Annotated in this window: 15 protein-coding genes; 10 read left to right on the top strand and 5 right to left on the bottom strand. The window is 69.4% G+C overall.

Annotation, left to right across the window (positions count from 1 at the left end; genetic code table 11):
• Positions 1-102 precede the first annotated feature (102 nt).
• The gene (locus JOC24_RS07730; protein WP_205019379.1) at positions 103-2,685 is read left to right on the top strand and encodes an ABC transporter ATP-binding protein/permease; all 2,583 of its coding nucleotides are present in this window, start codon (positions 103-105) and stop codon (positions 2,683-2,685) included.
• A gap of 138 nt (positions 2,686-2,823) precedes the next feature.
• On the opposite strand, the gene JOC24_RS07725 is transcribed toward JOC24_RS07730, so the two are convergent.
• Positions 2,824-3,570: a transglycosylase SLT domain-containing protein gene (locus JOC24_RS07725; RefSeq protein ID WP_205019378.1), complete on the bottom strand. Its 747-nt coding sequence runs from the start codon at positions 3,568-3,570 to the stop codon at positions 2,824-2,826.
• 445 nt (positions 3,571-4,015) lie between these two features.
• Between JOC24_RS07725 and JOC24_RS07720 the strand changes: the two genes are divergently transcribed.
• From JOC24_RS07720 to JOC24_RS07710, 3 genes are all read left to right on the top strand, one after another.
• Entirely contained in the window at positions 4,016-5,161 is a 1,146-nt protein-coding gene (locus JOC24_RS07720; protein WP_205019377.1) for a GAF domain-containing sensor histidine kinase, read from the top strand.
• Positions 5,154-5,798, top strand: coding sequence for a response regulator (locus tag JOC24_RS07715; RefSeq protein WP_205019376.1), 645 nt, complete (start codon positions 5,154-5,156; stop codon positions 5,796-5,798). The genes JOC24_RS07720 and JOC24_RS07715 overlap by 8 nt, the downstream gene beginning before the upstream one ends.
• A 145-nt stretch (positions 5,799-5,943) precedes the next feature.
• Positions 5,944-6,195, top strand: coding sequence for a chaplin family protein (locus JOC24_RS07710; protein WP_205019375.1), 252 nt, complete (start codon positions 5,944-5,946; stop codon positions 6,193-6,195).
• Positions 6,196-6,344: 149 nt separating this feature from the next.
• On the opposite strand, the gene JOC24_RS07705 is transcribed toward JOC24_RS07710, so the two are convergent.
• Positions 6,345-7,124, bottom strand: coding sequence for a hypothetical protein (locus JOC24_RS07705; RefSeq protein WP_205019374.1), 780 nt, complete (start codon positions 7,122-7,124; stop codon positions 6,345-6,347).
• Positions 7,125-7,244: 120 nt separating this feature from the next.
• Here JOC24_RS07705 and JOC24_RS07700 point away from each other — a divergent pair, with 120 nt between their 5' ends.
• The 4 genes from JOC24_RS07700 to JOC24_RS07685 all read left to right on the top strand — a co-directional run bounded on the left by JOC24_RS07700 (position 7,245) and on the right by JOC24_RS07685 (position 10,458).
• Positions 7,245-8,045, top strand: coding sequence for an ABC transporter ATP-binding protein (locus tag JOC24_RS07700; protein WP_205019373.1), 801 nt, complete (start codon positions 7,245-7,247; stop codon positions 8,043-8,045).
• A 65-nt stretch (positions 8,046-8,110) separates the two neighbouring features.
• On the top strand, positions 8,111-8,539 hold the full coding sequence (locus JOC24_RS07695) for an NfeD family protein (RefSeq protein WP_205019372.1): 429 nt from the start codon (positions 8,111-8,113) through the stop codon (positions 8,537-8,539).
• Between the two features lie 137 nt (positions 8,540-8,676).
• Positions 8,677-9,606 carry an SPFH domain-containing protein gene (locus tag JOC24_RS07690; protein ID WP_104790097.1) on the top strand — a complete coding sequence of 310 codons (930 nt, stop codon included), beginning with the start codon at positions 8,677-8,679 and terminating at the stop codon, positions 9,604-9,606.
• An 84-nt stretch (positions 9,607-9,690) separates the two neighbouring features.
• Entirely contained in the window at positions 9,691-10,458 is a 768-nt protein-coding gene (locus JOC24_RS07685) for a sulfite exporter TauE/SafE family protein (RefSeq protein WP_205019371.1), read from the top strand.
• A gap of 82 nt (positions 10,459-10,540) precedes the next feature.
• Here the strand turns inward: JOC24_RS07685 and JOC24_RS07680 are convergent, their stop codons facing one another.
• From JOC24_RS07680 to JOC24_RS07670, 3 genes are all read right to left on the bottom strand, one after another.
• Positions 10,541-11,047, bottom strand: coding sequence for an HNH endonuclease (locus JOC24_RS07680; RefSeq protein WP_205019370.1), 507 nt, complete (start codon positions 11,045-11,047; stop codon positions 10,541-10,543).
• A 141-nt stretch (positions 11,048-11,188) separates the two neighbouring features.
• Positions 11,189-11,722, bottom strand: coding sequence for a YbhB/YbcL family Raf kinase inhibitor-like protein (locus JOC24_RS07675; RefSeq protein WP_205019369.1), 534 nt, complete (start codon positions 11,720-11,722; stop codon positions 11,189-11,191).
• Between the two features lie 55 nt (positions 11,723-11,777).
• Positions 11,778-12,560: a sporulation protein gene (locus JOC24_RS07670; protein ID WP_205019368.1), complete on the bottom strand. Its 783-nt coding sequence runs from the start codon at positions 12,558-12,560 to the stop codon at positions 11,778-11,780.
• Between the two features lie 84 nt (positions 12,561-12,644).
• Between JOC24_RS07670 and JOC24_RS07665 the strand changes: the two genes are divergently transcribed.
• Together JOC24_RS07665 and JOC24_RS07660 are read left to right on the top strand one after the other, a co-directional pair.
• The gene (locus tag JOC24_RS07665; RefSeq protein ID WP_205019367.1) at positions 12,645-12,920 is read left to right on the top strand and encodes a DNA-3-methyladenine glycosylase; all 276 of its coding nucleotides are present in this window, start codon (positions 12,645-12,647) and stop codon (positions 12,918-12,920) included.
• The gene (locus tag JOC24_RS07660; protein ID WP_205019366.1) at positions 12,917-13,528 is read left to right on the top strand and encodes a DNA-3-methyladenine glycosylase; all 612 of its coding nucleotides are present in this window, start codon (positions 12,917-12,919) and stop codon (positions 13,526-13,528) included. The genes JOC24_RS07665 and JOC24_RS07660 overlap by 4 nt, the downstream gene beginning before the upstream one ends.
• Positions 13,529-14,198 lie beyond the last annotated feature (670 nt).

Below are 14,198 nucleotides of genomic sequence, written 5' to 3'. Positions count from 1 at the left end.
ACACCGCCCGGCTTTCCGTTACGGGACCGCTCCTGGAATAGTTCCCCACGATGTTCAGCATCCCTAGGCTTCCTGCGACGGGGGCGGCTCGGGGGACGACTAGTGGGGCGCGGAGTGCCGGAACTCGTACTGGAATTGAATGGAAGGACCTGGGCGCTCGATCCGTCCAGGTCGTACACCCTCGGACGTGATCCGCAGGGCGACCTGATGGTCGACGACGCAAGAGTGTCGTGGCGGCATGCCACGATCAGCTGGAACGGCCGCGGCTGGTCCATCGAGGACCACGGAAGCACGAACGGCACCTACGTCCAGGGCCGGCGCATCCAGCAGATGGAGATCGCCCCGGGGACATCGGTCCACCTGGGCAACGCCACCGACGGGCCGAGGCTGAGCGTCACCGCCCCGGCGGGCGCCGGAGTCCAGGGCGGGCAGCCGGCGGGAGTGCAGAAGGCGCCCGCGCCCCCGGTGCAGCACGCGCAGCAGCCCCCGGTGCAGCAGCCGCAGCAGCACGGCGCCGCAGGCTGGCCCGGTGGTCCCGCGCAGCAGCAACAGCAGGCGGCCTGGCAGCAGGCACCTCAGGCGCAGCAGCCTCCGGTCCCGCACCAGCAGGGCCACGCGGGCCCGGCCGGAGCGGGCGGGCACGGCGGCGCGGCGGGTGCTCCGCCCGTCTACGGGGACCGCAGCCCGACCACCTTCCACCAGCTCGACCTCGGCCGGGTCATGCGCATCGGCCGCGCGCTGGAGAACGAGCTGGTCGTCTCCGACCTCCAGGTCTCGCGCCTGCACGCCGAATTCCGGGCGACGCCCGACGGTCGCTTCGAGATCCGTGACCTCGGGTCGCACAACGGCACATACGTCAACGGTCAGCCGCTCAGCAAGTCCGGCACCGCGCTCCTCGGCCCGAACGACATCGTCGGTGTCGGGCACTCGACCTTCCGGCTGGTCGGGGACCGGCTGGAAGAGTTCGTCGACACCGGTGAGGTCTCCTTCTCCGCCCGCCACCTCACGGTGACGGTCGACGGCGGCAAGGACATCCTCAAGGACGTCTCCTTCGGCGTCCCGGAGAAGTCGCTGATCGCCGTCATCGGCCCCTCGGGCTCCGGCAAGTCCACCCTGCTCAAGGCGCTCACCGGCTACCGGCCCGCCAACCAGGGCGACGTCCTCTACGACAACCGGAACCTGTACAAGCAGTTCGCCGAGCTGCGGCAGCGCATCGGCCTGGTCCCGCAGGACGACATCCTGCACAAGGAACTCACGGTCACCAGGGCTCTTCGGTACGCGGCCAAGCTGCGCTTCCCCGCGGACACCACCGAGACCGAGCGCACCGCCCGGATCCACGAGGTCCTCGCCGAGCTCAAGCTCGACATCCACAAGGACAAGAAGATCACCTCGCTCTCCGGCGGACAGCGCAAGCGCGTCTCGGTCGCCCTGGAGCTGCTGACCAAGCCGTCGCTGATCTTCCTGGACGAGCCGACCTCGGGCCTCGACCCGGGCATGGACCGCGACGTCATGCAGCTGCTGCGCGGCCTCGCCGACGACGGCCGTACGGTCCTCGTGGTCACGCACTCCGTGGCCGAGCTGGCCATCTGCGACAAGCTCCTGGTGATGGCTCCCGGTGGATCCGTCGCCTACTTCGGCCCTCCCGAGGAGGCGCTGAACTTCTTCGGCTACACCAGTTGGGCCGACGTCTTCTCCGCGTTCGAGAACTACCGCGACTACGACTGGGCGGGCCGCTGGCGCGGCTCGCAGCACTACCAGATGTACGCCGCGGACATCGACGCCGTCGCCCCGCAGTCCGTACACATGCCCCCGGCGCAGCAGATGCGCCCGCCGAAGCCCTCGGGCTGGGCGGCCCAGCTGTGGACGCTGATGCGCCGGTACGTCTCGGTGATCGCGTCCGACAAGGGCTTCCTGCTCCTGATGGTGCTCCTGCCGGCCGTTCTCGGCGTCGTCAGCGTGGTCATCCCGGCGGAGTTCGGCCTGGCGGAGCCCGATCCGCCCTCCCGGTTCAACGGCAAGGCCGGGACCATCATGCTGATCCTGGCGGTCGGCATGTGCTTCGCGGCCGCCGCCAACTCCGTACGAGAACTCATCAAGGAGCGGGTGATCTACGAGCGGGAACGGGCCACCGGCCTCTCCCGTTCCGCCTATCTGCTGTCCAAGGTGATCGTCCTCGGCGTGATCACCGCCTTCCAGGGCGTGATCATCTGCGGGATCGGCTTCTCCACCCGGGAGCTGCCGGAGGAGGGTCTGTTCATGCCCCCCGCGGTGGAGGTCTGCCTGTCGATCATCGTGCTGGGCTTCACCTCGATGATGTTCGGTCTGCTGATCTCCGCGCTGGTGAAGACCGCAGAGAAGACCATGCCGCTGCTCGTGATGTTCGCGATCGTCCAGGTCGTCTTCACCGGCGTGCTCTTCCAGGTCTACGGCTCACCGGGTCTGGAGCAGTTCGCCTGGCTGATGCCGTCGCGCTGGGCGGTCGCCGCGGCGGGCACCACGCTGGACCTCGCCCACCTCATGCCGCCGTGGGACCCCGAGAAGCCGACCGACCTCGACCCGCTCTGGGAGCACACGGCCGGTCAGTGGGGGATCAACATCACGGTGATGCTGGTGATGAGCGCCGTTCTCTTCTTCGCGGTCTCGCGGATGCTGCGCCGCCACGAGCCCGAGGTCATGCGCAAGTAGCGCGCCCCGATCCGGCCGGTCCCGGAAACGCCCGAGGGCGGCAACCCCGTGGGGTGCCGCCCTTCGGCATGTGCCGGCCGGTCTCGCGACGCTGCGGACCGGCAGGTCAGCTCTGCCAGGCCATGCTCGGTGTGTGGCTCAGTACGCGCTGTCGACGTTGTCGATGGAGCCGTACTTGTCCGCCGCGTAGTTGGCGGCCGCGGTGATGTTGGCGACCGGGTCGTACTGGTCGTGCTTGGTGCCCTTGACGTGGTAGAAGTCGAAGGTCGGCTTGATGACCTGCAGCAGGCCCTTCGACGGGACGCCGTTGATCGCGTTGATGTCCCAGTTGTTGATGGCCCGGGGGTCACCGCTGGACTCGCGGATGATGTTGCGGTGCAGACCCTCGTACGTGCCGGGGATGTCCTTCTTGTTCATGATGGAGAGAGCCTCACGGATCCAGCCGTCCAGGTTGTTCGCGTAGACCGGCTTGCGGTCGGCGGCACGGCTGGCCTTCTTGGCGGAACGCTTCTTCGCGTCGGCCTTGGCCTTCGCGGCGGCCTTGCTCTTGGCCTCGGCGACGGCCTTGGCCTTCGCCTCGGCCTTGGCGGCGGCCTTCTTCTTCGCGTCGGCCTCCTTGGCCTTGGCCGCGTCGGCGGCCTTCACCAGCTGCTGGGCCGTGGAGTTCTGCTCTATGCCGTGGGCCTTGAGGCTCTTCGCCTGCGAGCCGGTGTAGGCGACCGGCGCGGCGGCCGAGGCGGCCTGCGGCTCGGTGGTGGCCGAGGCGTCGTCGGGGACGAGCGAGAAGGCGAGAGCGGCGGCGGCCAGGGTGGAGACCCCCGCGACGGAGAGCTTCTGCGCCTTGTTGAGGCGACGGCTACGGCTGGAGATGCGGGACACGGACATACAGTCGTACCTCTTCGAATAGCAGGGGTCCTCGGCGAGGACGCGGACGGAAGAGCCGGAGGCATCTCCGTCGGGGACAGATGCAATTCTTAGCGCCAGCAAAATGGCCTGGCAAAGGTGTGACGTACGAAGCCGGGTAGTTGGAGGGGGCCTGCTTCATTCCTCCTTGTCCGGTTTGAACCTCGATAACTTGCCCGTTTTGGGCAAACTATCCTTCTTCGTAAGTGACGTGGGTCCTATGCCTGGGCTCACACGGGGACCCCTCGGTGCTCACGAGAAGTTGCTCCTGCGATGCGGAGCGTAAGGGGCTTTCCGGGCGGTGGGTCCGAGGTGCGGGTGCCCGGGACCGCAGGTGCGCGGACGGGAGGCCCTAGGTCCGAAGCCCCGCCCGCAGGCGGTCCCCGGCCCGATACGGCGGCGGTACCCCCGCCGGTACGGTGAGCGCATGAGTCATCGCCCACCGACGGGCCTAGCCGCTGTCAGCGCCGCACTTCTCGCCATGAGCCGGCACCTGGAGGTGGGGGACGTCCTCAAGACGATCGTCGCCTCCGCCCGGGAGCTCCTCGACGCCGAGTACGCCGCACTCGGCGTGCCGGACGATCACGGAGGCTTCGCCCAGTTCGTCGTCGACGGGGTCAGCGACGAGCAGTGGAAGGCCATCGGCCCGCTGCCCCGCCAGCACGGCATCCTCGCGGCGATGCTCCACGAGGCGAAGCCTCAGCGGCTCGCGGACGTCCGTGAGGACCCCCGCTTCGAGGGATGGCCCGAAGCCCACCCCGACATGTCCGACTTCCTCGGCCTGCCCGTCCAGGACGGCGAGGAGACGATCGGTGCCCTCTTCCTCGCCAACAAGCGCTGCCCCAGGCCCACGGGGGGCTGCGGATTCACGGAGGAGGACGAGGAACTCCTCGGGATCCTCGCCCAGCACGCTGCCATCGCCCTCACCAACGCCCGGCTCTACGAACGCAGCCGTGAGCTCACGATCGCCGAGGAGCGCTCACGGCTCGCCCACGAGCTGCACGACGCCGTCAGCCAGAAGCTCTTCTCGCTCCGGCTCACCGCGCAGGCCGCCGCAGCCCTCGTCGACCGCGACCCCGCACGCGCCAAGGGCGAGCTCCAGCAGGTCGCCACCCTGGCCGGGGAAGCCGTGGACGAGCTGCGGGCGGCCGTCGTCGAGCTGCGTCCCGCCGGCCTCGACGAGGACGGACTGGTCGCCACCCTCCGTACCCAGATCCAGGTCCTGGACCGGGCCCACGACGCCCGGGTCACCTTCGAGAGCACCGGGGTGCGCGCGCTGCCCGCCGCCCAGGAGGAGGCCATGCTCCGGGTCGCGCAGGAAGCCCTGCACAACGCCCTGCGCCACGCGGACGCGGAACAGGTCGCGGTCACCCTCGCCCGGCGCGCCTCCGCCACCGTGCTGCGGATCGCCGACGACGGCCGCGGCTTCGACACCCACGCGGTCCGGGACGCCGGGCGTCATCTGGGCCTCGTCTCCATGCGGCACCGGGCCGGAGACGTCGGTGGCCGGCTGACCGTCGACTCGGAGCCCGGCGAGGGAACCACGATCCGGATGGAGATCCCCTGTGGCTGACAAGATCATCAAGGTGCTGCTGGTCGACGACCACCAGGTGGTCCGCCGGGGACTGCGTACGTTCCTCGAGGTCCAGGACGACATAGAGGTCGTCGGCGAGGCGTCGGACGGGGCCGAAGGCGTCGCCAGGACCGAGGAGCTGCGGCCCGACGTGGTCCTGATGGACATCAAGATGCCGAACACCGACGGGATCGAGGCGCTGCGCAGGCTCAGGGAGCTGGAGAACCCCGCCAGGGTGCTGATCGTCACCAGCTTCACCGAGCAGCGCACGGTCGTGCCCGCCCTGCGGGCGGGAGCCTCGGGCTACGTGTACAAGGACGTCGACCCGGACGCCCTGGCCGGCGCCATCCGCTCGGTGCACGCCGGCCACGTCCTGCTCCAGCCGGAGGTCGCCGACGCGCTGCTGGCCCGGGACGTCACGGGCAACGGCACGGGGCGGGGGAGCACCCTGACCGACCGCGAGCGGGAGGTGCTCGGACTGATCGCCGACGGCCGCTCCAACCGGGAGATCGCCCGGGCGCTGGTCCTGTCGGAGAAGACCGTGAAGACCCATGTCTCGAACATCCTGATGAAGCTCGATCTCTCCGACCGGACTCAGGCCGCACTGTGGGCGGTCAGGCACGGAGCGGCGGGCTGAGCGCTGTCGGACAAGCTGATGGTTCCACTTCGGGCAGGATTCATACTGTCGGGTGTTCGGCACCCGTACGGCGCACCCTCCTGTGCGTGACGGCGTTCTCCATGTGCTGCGGCGATCGGCCGCAGCACACGAGGAGGAGCCTGAAGTGAAGAACCTGAAGAAGGCCGCAGCCGTCACGATGATCGCGGGTGGGCTCATCGCCGCCGGTGCCGGAGCCGCCTCGGCCACGGGCCACGGCGGCGCCGGTGCGCACGGCCAGGCCGTGGGCTCCCCGGGCGTCGTCTCGGGCAACCTCGTCCAGGTTCCCGTGAGCGTCCCGGTGAACGTGGTCGGCAACACGGTCAACGTGGTGGGCCTGCTCAACCCCGCCTTCGGCAACCTCGGCCTGAACGGCTGACCGACGCCTCGCACCCGGTCCCGGGGAGGGCCCGGGCCGAGCCCTCCCCGGGACCGGGACGCGGGACGACGGCGCGGGCCCCCGCCGTCGTCCCGCACGCAGCGCCGCTCTCCTACGCGGAGGGCGGCTCCGGCCCGAACCCGTACGTGTTACCGCCAACGCTCTTCGACGTACGCGTTGTACGCCGCGACCTGCGCCCGCCTGGCCACCCGCTCCACCGGCCGCAGCGCCTCGCTCCGGGCCGCGATCTCGGAGGCGCTCACCGCGCCGCCGTGCCCGTTCTCATGGGCCACCGACACCAGCAGCCCCACGCGCTGCGCCAGCTCCAGCACCCGGACGGCCCGCGGCGGATAGCCCGGAGCCAGCACCTCGCGCCCCCTCTCCGCCCGCACCCGGTAGGCGTCCACCGCCGCATCCGCGACAGGGCCGGAGCCGGCGACGTCGAGCCGGGACAGCACCGCCGTCGCGTCCCGCAGCGCCTCGGCGAGTTCCCGCTCCGCCTCACCCAGCGACGGCACATCGGCGGGCGGCGCCTCCCGTACGGGCAGACAGCGCCAGGTCACCTCGACGTGGAGATCCCCCGCGGGCCCCACCTCGGTCACGTCCGGGACGAGCCCGTACGGCGCCCCGGAGGTGACCACCGCCTCCTCCGCCTCCAACGCCCGTGCGTTGAAGTCCGGCGGCCCACTGAGGCCCAGCGGATGGCCGGGCACCGGCAGCGCGACCCGGAAACCCGTCGCACCCAGCCCCCTCAGCCGTCCGAGCGCCAGCGTGAGCCCGACGGGCCCCGCCTCACCCGGCAGGCCCTCGACGCGGTGCACCGCGTCGTCGCCGACGATCGCGAGCGCCGCGTCGTCCGGTGAGACAAGTCCGGCCAACAGTGCGTTTCCCCATGCGGCAAGCCGCCCTGAGCGTGGTTCCGAAAGCATGGGAACAGCCTAGGGAACAGCCCCAGGGCCTGAGCACTCCCCGGGTGGCGTAGGTTTTCCCTGGGAGCTGTGCCCACAGGCACGCGACGATCTCGACACTGTATGGGGAGACAACGCGCCATGAGCGATGTACTGGAGCTGGTGGACGTATCCGTGGTCCGCGACGGACGCGCTCTGGTGGACGACGTCTCCTGGTCGGTCAAGGAGGGGGAGCGCTGGGTCATCCTCGGGCCGAACGGCGCCGGCAAGACCACTCTCCTGAACATCGCCTCCAGCTACCTCTTCCCCAGCACCGGCACGGCCAAGATCCTCGGCGAGCGGCTCGGCGGGGTCGGCACCGACGTCTTCGAGCTCCGTCCCCGCATCGGCATCGCCGGTGTGGCCATGGCCGAAAAGCTCCCCAAGCGCCAGACCGTGCTGCAGACGGTGCTCACCGCCGCGTACGGCATGACCGCCACCTGGCACGAGGACTACGAAGCCGTCGACGAGGAGCGGGCCCGCGCCTTCCTCGACCGCCTCGGCATGACCGGTTTCCTCGACCGCAGGTTCGGCACGCTCTCCGAGGGTGAGCGCAAGCGCACCCTCATCGCCCGCGCGATGATGACCGACCCCGAGCTGCTCCTCCTCGACGAGCCCGCCGCCGGGCTCGACCTCGGCGGCCGCGAGGACCTGGTGCGTCGTCTCGGCAGGCTGGCCCGCGACCCGTACGCGCCCTCCATGGTCATGGTCACCCACCATGTCGAGGAGATCGCCCCCGGTTTCACCCACGTCCTGATGATCCGGCAGGGCAAGGTGCTCGCCGCAGGCCCCATGGAGACCGAGCTCAGCTCCCGCAACCTCTCCCTCTGCTTCGGGCTGCCGCTCGTCGTCGAGCACCACGGAGACCGCTACACCGCCCGCGGACTGCCCCTCGGCCAGTAGGCGCACCAAGGCCAACCTCATCGGCACCCTGTCGGGAACGGCACCCGCGGTCCTACGATGAACAGGTGGACATCGACGCGTGGGTGTGGTGGCTGATCGGCGCGGTGGGACTGGGCATCCCCCTCGTCCTGACCGCGATGCCCGAATTCGGGATGTTCGCCGTCGGAGCGGTGGTCGCGGCTGTCGTCGCCGCCCTCGGCGGTGGCATCGTCGCCCAAGTCCTGGTCTTCGTCCTGGTGTCGGTGGCTCTGATCGCGGTCGTCCGCCCGATCGCGGCCAGACACCGTGCGAGCCAGTCCCCGCACGCCACCGGCATCGACGCCCTGAAGGGCCGTCAGGCCGTCGTCCTGGAGCAGGTGTCCGGCAGCGGAGGGCGCATCAAGCTCGCCGGCGAGGTCTGGTCGGCACGCTCCCTCGACGGCGACCAGGTCTTCGAGCCCGGCCGCCAGGTCGACGTCGTCGACATCGACGGTGCAACGGCCGTCGTCATGTGAGCGAACCGGTCACACGGCAGGCAACAGTCTGCCAAACTCGAAGTCGATCATCATGAGACCGTAACCGTCATAAAAGATGCGACCGTTCGACCTCGATCACCGCGATCCGTCGGCAACCGAAGGGCACGAGGCACACGATGCAACCGATCATCATCGTCCTGATCATTCTGGTGGTGCTCGTCTTCATCGCCCTGATCAAGACGATCCAGGTCATCCCGCAGGCCAGTGCCGCCATCGTGGAGCGCTTCGGCCGCTACACCCGCACGCTCAACGCCGGGCTGAACATCGTCGTCCCGTTCATCGACTCGATCCGCAACCGGATCGACCTCCGCGAACAGGTCGTCCCCTTCCCGCCGCAGCCGGTGATCACCCAGGACAACCTCGTCGTCAACATCGACACGGTCATCTACTACCAGGTGACGGACGCCCGCGCCGCCACGTACGAAGTCGCCAGCTACATCCAGGCGATCGAGCAGCTCACCGTCACCACGCTCCGCAACATCATCGGCGGCATGGACCTTGAACGGACCCTCACCTCCCGCGAGGAGATCAACGCCGCGCTCCGCGGAGTCCTCGACGAGGCCACCGGCAAGTGGGGGATCCGCGTCAACCGCGTCGAGCTCAAGGCCATCGAACCGCCGACCTCCATCCAGGACTCGATGGAGAAGCAGATGCGCGCCGACCGCGACAAGCGCGCAGCCATCCTCACCGCCGAAGGCATCCGGCAGTCCGCGATCCTCACGGCCGAGGGCGAGAAGCAGTCCGCGATCCTGCGCGCCGAGGGTGAGGCCAAGGCGTCAGCCCTCCGCGCAGAGGGTGAAGCCCAGGCCATCCGAACGGTCTTCGAGTCCATCCACGCCGGAGACCCGGACCAGAAGCTCCTCTCGTACCAGTACCTCCAGATGCTCCCCAAGATCGCGGAGGGTGACGCCAACAAGCTCTGGATCGTGCCCAGCGAGATCGGCGACGCGCTCAAGGGCCTCAGCGGCGCCTTCGGCAACCTCGGCGGCGGTGCCCCCGGCTTCAACACCGGTACGGAACGCAGGGAGCAGCCCCCGGTCGAGTGACCGGGGAACACCTTCGTGCATGATCAGTGAGGCCCCTCGACCTTCATGGCGGGGAGGCATCACTGACCATCGAAGGAGATGGCCTTGTCCATCTGGGAAATGCTCGCCGTCTTCGCGGCCGGGGCCGCGGCCGGGACGATCAACACCATCGTCGGGTCCGGCACGTTGATCACTTTTCCGGTGCTGCTCGCCACCGGTCTGCCACCGGTCACCGCGACCGTGTCCAACGCGCTCGGACTGATCCCGGGCTCGATCAGCGGCGCGATCGGCTACCGCGCGGAACTCGCCGGCCAGCGCCGCCGGATACTGAAGCTGAGCGTCGGCGCCCTGATCGGGGGTCTCACCGGGGCCACCCTGCTGCTGGCCCTTCCCTCCACGGCGTTCGAGACGATCGTCCCCGTGCTGGTGGCTCTGGCACTCGTCCTGGTCATCCTGCAGCCCCGCATCAGCCGGGCGGTCCAGCGCCGCCGAGACCGCACCGGCACCCCCGCCCGCCCCGACGGCGGGCCCCTCCTCTTCACCGGCCTGACGCTGGCCAGCGTCTACGGCGGCTACTTCACGGCGGCCCAGGGCATCGTCTACCTCTCCCTGATGGGCATGCTGCTCGATGACACGATGCAGCGCCTCAACGCCGTCAAGAACGTCCTCGCCGCCGTCGTCAACAGCGTCGCCGCGCTCTTCTTCCTCTTCGTCGCGGACTTCGACTGGACGGCCGTCGTGCTCATCGCGGTGGGTTCCGCGATCGGCGGCCAGATCGGCGCCAAGGTCGGCCGTCGGCTCAGCCCGGGCTTCCTGCGCGCGCTGATCGTCGTGGTCGGCACGGCGGCCATCGTTCAACTGGTGCTGCGCTGACGGAGACGAGCCCGCCCCCTCCGGGACTCCCCGTGCGAGGGGGACGGGCTGCTCATACGGTCGTCCGGGGCCTGCGAGGCGATCACGCCGCCGAGCGTCCCAGCCACTCCGGCAGAGCCGACCGGTCGCCGGCACCCAGCGCGAGCAGCATGGCGTCCGCCGGGGACGGCACGAACGGCTGACGCAGCAGCGGCATACCCGCCTGCTCGGGCGTCCGGGCAGCCTTGCGGTGATTGTCCTCGGCACACGAGGCCACCGTGTTCAGCCAGGTGTCCTGTCCCCCCTGGGCCCGCGGCACCACATGGTCCACGGTGCTCGCCCGTCGACCGCAGTACGCGCACCGGTGCTGGTCCCGTATGAGCACACCCCTTCTGGACCACGGAGCGTGTCTTCGGAACGGCACCCGCACGTAACGGCAGAGCCTGATCACCCGGGGCACCGGAATGTCCACGGCGGCACCGCGCATACGGAGCCCGGGATGCGACTGCTCGACGACGGCCTTGTCCTGCAGGATCAGGACCACCGCACGGTTGAGAGTCACTGTCGACAGCGGCTCGAAGCTCGCGTTCAGTACAAGTGTGTCCCGCATCCCGCCCACCTCCCGTGTGCCGCCCGTCTGTCGGCGGGCCCGGAACAACTCTGTCCGGGCGGACCGTGATGGACAACGCAATAAAAAGTGCCCTGCCCTGGTCTCTCCAAGACCAGGGCAGGGCAAACGGGAGGCGAACATTCAGCTTGCGGGGGCGGTGTACTCCCCGATCAGCTGCGCGCGCCCCAGCGTGTGGAACCGAAGATTGAACCCGACCACGGCGGGTGACGCGTCACTGTCCGGCCCGAGCTTCTCGGTGTCCACCGCGTACACGGTGAAGACATAGCGGTGGTTCTCACCGGAGGGAGGCGCGGCTCCGCCGAACTCCTTCGCGCCGTAGTCGTTGCGGGCCTGGGCGGCGCCCTCGGGCAGCCCCTCGAACGCCCCGCTACCCGCACCGGCAGGAAGCTCCGTCACGGACGCAGGGATGTCGAACAGCACCCAGTGCCAGAACCCGCTGCCCGTCGGCGCGTCCGGGTCGAAGCACGTCACCGCGAAGCTCTTCGTCCCGGCGGGGAAGCCCTCCCACCGCAGGTGCGGCGAGGTGTTGCCCGCCGCGAACACCTGGGCGTCCGCCAGCACGGCGCCCGGTGCGAGGTCCGTGCTCACCACGGTGAACGGGGGGACCTCCGGATGGAAGTCGTGCGGCAGCGGCGCCCTCTTCGGCTCGGTCACGTCAGCACCTCTCCTGATCGGCTCTGCGATGTCTTGCCACCGACCCTAGGGGTTGTCAGAGCCAGTTGCGCTGGCCGCCGACCTGGGCGAGCCACTGGTTGAGGTACGCGGACCAGTCCGTGCCCTGGTAGTCGTTCAGACCCACCTTGAACGCACGGTAGGAGTCGCTGCCCTCGCTGAAGAGCCCCGGCTTCTTGTCCATCTCCAGGACGACGTCCATCTCGCGGTCGTCCGCGACGAACGTCAGCTCCACCTGGTTCAGCCCCCGGTACTGCTGCGGCGGGAAGAACTCGATCTCCTGGTAGAAGGGCAGACGCTGGCGGGTACCGCGGATGTGGCCGCGCTCCATGTCCGCGCTGCGGAAGCCGAAGCCCAGCTGCCCGAATGCGTCCAGGATGGCCTGCTGAGCCGGCAACGGGTGCACGTTGATCGGGTCGAGGTCACCCGAGTCGAGGGCGCGGGCGATCTCCAGCTCCGTCGTCACCCCGATGTTCATGCCGCGCAGATGCTGCCCGGCGAACATGGTGATCGGCGTCTCCCAGGGAATCTCCAGGCCGAACGGCACGACGTGAACCGCGCCCGCCTTCACCTCGAAGGCGCCGCCGAGGCGCAGCTTGGTGAACTCGATGTCCTGCTTGGTCTCCTGGTCGGTGCCCTCGACCTCGACCCGCGCCTGCAGGCCCACCGAGAGGCCCTCGATCTGCTGGTCCACGGATCCGCCCTGGATCCGCACCTCTCCCTGGACGACCCCTCCGGGGACGACGTTGAGTTCGGTGAGTTCGGTCTCGACCGAAGCACCGCCGGCACCCATGCTCGCGAGCAGCCGCTTGAAGCCCATGTTTTCCTCCTTGGTCCTTCCCCTACATACGCGCCCTGACCGTAGCCGGTTCCCGTGGCGCCGAGCCCAGTACCCTCGGACGTCATGAACGAGGGCATGAACCGCACGCCGGTCACGCGGCACTTCTTCGACGGGCCCGTCCTGGAACCGGCGCCCGGAATCCCGGGCCGCGGACCGGTCCGTGACAGCTACGAGGGGCACCTCGACCCGGGGCTGACGGAGGGCGAGGCGTACGCGGGCGAGATCGCCCCCCGCTCCTGCGCCTTCCGTGGCCGGCCCACCCGCGGCAGCGGGCTGTCCGGTAGGCCGGCGCACCGTCACGTCCGGTCGACGAACGGAATGTCGAGCCGGTCAGCATGAACGTCCTGGATCTAGCCCGTCCCGCTGAAGAGGTCGCCCCCGAGCTGCTCGGCGCCGTCCTCACCCACGCGACGCCCGAGGGAACCGTGAGCATCACCGTCACGGAGACCGAGGCCTACGCCGGTACGGCCGACCCCGCCTCCCACGCCTATCGGGGCAGGACACCCCGAAACGCCGTCATGTTCGGACCCGCGGGACAGCTGTACGTCTACCGGTCCCACGGTCTCCACTGGTGCGCCAACGTCGTCACCGGAACGGACGGTGTCGCTTCGGCCGTCCTCATCCGGGCAGGCAGGGTCGTCGAAGGGGAAGAACTGGCACGCAAGCGCCGAGGGGCGAAGGTCGAGACCCCGCGCCTCGCGCGCGGCCCGGGAAACTTCTGCCAGGCGCTCGGCATCACGTCGGAGCACAACGGCGCAGCCCTGCTGACGGGTGCCTCGGTCGTGCTGTCCCAGGGCGAGCCGGTACCCGGTGCGCTCATCCGGGTCGGCCCTCGGGTGGGCGTGAGCAGAGCCCACGACTGGCAGCACCGTTTCCACCTCGCCGGAGATCCAACGGTCTCGGCGTACCGACTGAGCCCGAGAGCCAAGCCGGCCGGCGGAGCCTGAGCCGTTGAGCTACTGCTCCCTGCTCCCTGTTCCCGGCTCGTCGGCTAGCCTGCGCGGCACCGGGTGCGGGGACTCAGAAACACCGACGTGCCTGGTTGCCCACTCCACTGTCGACCAGATGCCGGACGGAGCTGACGTGGCCGCGGACAGACGTGGGGCGCCGCCAGTCCAGCAACGCTCTCCACTCGACCAGCCACGCAGCGGCTCGCGCAGGGACGTCGGCGGCAACGGCCCACCAGTCCTGACGCTTCCGGATCGGCGGCGAGCTCACGGTCAGGGCGTGCGGTGCCCAGGTGCCGCGCCACCACGCAACTTGACTCACCCCCGCTGTTTCCCTAATGTAGTCCGAGCCGCTTGAACGGATGCAGTGTTCATGGCGCGGTCCGTCGGACCGGGTCGAAGCATCGTGAGAGGGCCAACCACTACCTACGATTCACCCCTGGCGGGTGCAATTTCGGCATGCCGGAATCTGCCCGATCGGCTCGATTATGAGTCACCGAGGAAATCGGTTAACGTAGTGAACACGCCGAAAGGGAAACGCGAAAGCGAAGAACTGGAAAGCGAAAAAGCAGTGACCCGCTTCGGCCGGGAATCGGACACGAAAGAGTCTGATAGAGTCGGAAACGCAAGAACGAAGGGAAGCGCCCGGAGGGCCCCGGTGAAACGGGAC

This window comes from Streptomyces sp. HB132, assembly GCF_016909575.1.
Taxonomy (GTDB): domain Bacteria; phylum Actinomycetota; class Actinomycetes; order Streptomycetales; family Streptomycetaceae; genus Streptomyces.
The sequence above is the reverse complement of the archived record's forward strand: the minus strand, read 5'-3'. Positions and strand labels throughout refer to the sequence as shown.